The organism is Actinotalea sp. (genome assembly GCF_041597215.1).
Taxonomy (GTDB): Bacteria; Actinomycetota; Actinomycetes; order Actinomycetales; family Cellulomonadaceae; genus Actinotalea.
Genome location: NZ_JBFHHB010000295.1, coordinates 1 through 3,445 on the forward strand (window position 1 = coordinate 1; position 3,445 = coordinate 3,445).

General features: G+C 75.0%; 4 protein-coding genes. All 4 read left to right on the forward strand.

The window, feature by feature from the left end; all coding sequences use genetic code 11:
* Positions 1–856, forward strand: an 856-nt coding sequence (locus tag ABWK99_RS14875) for a Rossmann-like and DUF2520 domain-containing protein (RefSeq protein ID WP_372595475.1), incomplete at its 5' end; no start/stop codon positions are given.
* A complete protein-coding gene (gene panC, locus ABWK99_RS14880) occupies positions 853–1,719 on the forward strand; it encodes a pantoate--beta-alanine ligase (protein WP_372595476.1) in 867 nt (288 codons plus the stop codon). The genes ABWK99_RS14875 and panC, both read left to right, overlap by 4 nt.
* Entirely contained in the window at positions 1,716–2,150 is a 435-nt protein-coding gene (gene panD, locus ABWK99_RS14885; protein WP_372595477.1) for an aspartate 1-decarboxylase, read from the forward strand. The genes panC and panD overlap by 4 nt, the downstream gene beginning before the upstream one ends.
* Positions 2,147–3,445 (forward strand): L-aspartate oxidase (locus ABWK99_RS14890; protein WP_372595478.1); only part of this gene is annotated, 1,299 nt, incomplete at its 3' end. The genes panD and ABWK99_RS14890, both read left to right, overlap by 4 nt.

Genomic DNA, 3,445 nt, shown 5'->3' on the forward strand with positions numbered 1-3,445 from the left:
CAGCGCGCTGCGCGCGGCGGGCCATGCGGTCGTCTGCGCCAGCGGGATCTCGCGGGACTCCGTCGAGCGCATCGAGACGCTGCTACCCGGCGTGCCGGTGCTCGAGGTGCCCCAGGTCGTCGAGCGCGCGGAGCTCGTGCTCCTCACCGTCCCCGACGACGCCCTGCCCGGGCTGGTCGAGGGGCTCGCGACCCTTGGCGCATGGCAACCCGGTCAGATCGTCGTGCACACCTCGGGGGCCTCGGGGACCGCCGTCCTCGCACCCGCGCGCGCTGCCGGAGCGATCCCGTTGGCGATCCACCCGGCGATGACGTTCACCGGGACCTCGCTCGACCTCTCGCGGATCGTCGGCGCGACCTTCGCCGTCACCGGGCCGACGCCCGTGCTGCCGATCGGACAGGCCCTCGTCGTGGAGATCGGCGGGGAGCCCGTCGTCGTCGCCGAGGACGCGCGCGGGCTCTACCACGCTGCCCTCGCGCACGGAGCGAACCACCTCGTCGTGCTCGTCGCCCAGGCGGCACAGGCGCTGAGGGCTGCCGGGGTCGAGGCGCCGGACCGCGTGCTCGGGCCCCTGCTCGGGGCCGCGCTCGACGGGGCCGTGCGCTCGGCAGGCAGCGACGCGACCGGGGTGGGCTCACTGACCGGGCCGGTGGTGCGCGGGGACGTCGGCACGGTGAGCGCCCACCTCGCTGAGCTCGCGCTGCTCGCCGGTCGGGATGCCGACGCGGCAGACCTGCCCGACGCCTATCGTGCTCTGGCCCGGGCGACCACCACTCGCGCCCTGCGCGCGGGGCGCCTCGGGCCGGAGCAGGCGCAACGGCTGCTCGACGTGCTGATCCCGGAGGACCCCCAGTGACCACCCTCGTCCAGACCCGTGCCGCGCTCGCGGCCGCCCTCGCCGAGGGCGCGGCTGCCGGGCGCAGCCGCGCCGTGGTCATGACGATGGGGGCGCTGCACGCCGGGCACCTCTCCCTCGTGCGCCTGGCGAGCGAGCACGCCGACGAGGTCGTCGCGACGGTCTTCGTCAACCCCCTGCAGTTCGGCCCCGGGGAGGACCTCGACAGCTACCCGCGGGACCTCGACGGTGACGTCGCCCTGCTCACCGCCGCCGGCGCCGACCTCGTCTTCGCCCCCGAGGTGGCCGAGATGTACGACGGCGAACCCGTGGTCACCGTGAGCGCGGGATCGATCGGCACGATCCTCGAGGGCGCCTCCCGGCCTGGGCACCTCGACGGTGTGCTGACCGTCGTGCTCAAGCTCCTCCACCTCACGAGCCCGAACGTCGCCGTCTTCGGGGAGAAGGACGCCCAGCAGCTGATGGCCGTGCGTCAGATGGTCGCCGACCTCGACGTGCCGGTGCAGATCGTCGGTGCACCGATCGTCCGGGACGAGGACGGGCTCGCGCTGTCCTCCCGCAACGCGTACCTCAGCGCGGCCGAGCGGGCCGCTGCCCTCGCGCTCCCTGCGGCGATCGCGGCGGGGACGGCGACGGCCGGACGCGGCGGGACCGCGCGGGGCGTGGTGGACGCCGCGCGGGACCGGCTGAGCGCGTCCTCCGGGCTCCTGGTGGACTACGTGGCGCTCGTCGACCCGCGGGACGCCACCGACGTCCCGGCGGACCATCGCGGTCCTGCTCTGCTCGCGATCGCGGCCAGGGCGGGCGCGACGAGACTGATCGACAACGCGATGGTGGACATCGCGCCGGAGGAGGAACGATGAGCCGGGCGGCACGGATGCGCACGATGATGACCGGGAAGATCCACCGCGCCACGGTCACCGCCGCCGACCTCGACTACGTCGGGTCCGTGACCGTGGACCGCCTGCTGCTCGAGGCGGCCGACATCCTGCCGGGCGAGCAGGTCGACATCGTCGACGTGACCAACGGCGCTCGGCTGACGACCTATGCGATCGAGGGCGAGGCCGGTTCGGGGGTGCTGTGCATCAACGGCGCGGCCGCGCACCTGGTCGGCCCCCAGGACGTCGTCATCCTCATCGCCTACGGCTCGATGAGCGATGCGGACGCCCGCAGCTACGAGCCCCGCGTGGTCCACGTCGACGAGCACAACCGGATCCTGCACCGCGGCTCCGACCCGGGCCTGGCGCAGCCGGGCCTGCGCAGCGCCGCGCTCGCGTGGCGGGCCGGACGGTGAGGCTCGCCTCGCGGCTCGCCGGGCCGACCCCCGGGTGGACGGTCGAGGCGGACGCCATCGTGGTGGGTTCGGGGATCGCGGGGCTGACGGCTGCGCTCCGGCTGCGCACCCGCGTCCCGCGCGTGCTGCTGGTCACCAAGGGGGTGCTCGCCTCGGGCTCGACGGTCTGGGCCCAGGGCGGGATCGCCGCGGCGCTCGACCCCGAGGACAGCCCTGCCGCTCACCTCGAGGACACCCTCGTCGCGGGTGCAGGGATCTGCGACCCGGTCGCGGTCGAGATCCTGGTCACCGAGGGGCCGGACCGCGTCCGCGAGCTGGTGGCGCTCGGCGCACGATTCGACACGGTGGCCGACGGCGGGCTCGCCCTGACCAGGGAGGGCGGTCACCACGCGGACCGCATCGCCCACGCCGGCGGGGACGCCACCGGCGCGGAGATCTCCCGGGCCCTGGTCGCCCAGCTCGAGGCCGTGCGCAACGACCCGGGGATCGAGGTCCTCGAGCACGCCCTCGTCCTCGACCTGCTCACCGCCGGGTCGGGCCCCGACGGTCGACCCGGCCCGGTGTGCGGGGTCACGCTGCACGTGATCGGCGAGGGAAGCCGCGACGGGGTCGGTGCGGCGCTCGCCCCGGCCGTGGTGCTGGCCACCGGAGGCATCGGGCAGGTGTACCCGTCCTCGACGAACCCGGTCCAGGCGACCGGGGACGGGCTCGCTGCCGCGCTGCGTGCCGGGGCCGAGGTCGCCGACGTCGAGTTCGTGCAGTTCCACCCGACGGTCCTCTGGCTCGGTGCGGGGGCGCGGGGCCAGCTCACACTGGTCTCGGAGGCGGTGCGGGGCGAGGGTGCGCTGCTGCTGGACACCGACGGACTGCGCTTCATGCCCGAGGTGCACCCGATGGCCGAGCTCGCACCGCGCGACGTCGTCGCGCACGCGATCGTGCGACGGATGGCCGAGACCGCTGCGGACCACGTCTACCTCGACGCGCGCCACCTCGGGGCGGACTTCCTCCGGATGCGGTTCCCCACGATCCACGAGCGACTGCTCGCCGAGGGGATCGACCTGACGACGGACCTCGTCCCGGTCGCCCCGGCCCAGCACTACCACTCGGGTGGCGTGGTGACCGACCTGCGCGGCCGCTCGTCCCTCCCGGGCCTCTACGCGGCGGGGGAGGCGGCCTGCACCGGGGTGCACGGAGCGAACCGGCTGGCCTCGAACTCGCTGCTCGAGGGCCTCGTGTTCGCCCATCGCGCGGCGGAGGACGTCGCGGCGCTCGTCGCGGACGGGACGCTCGTGCGC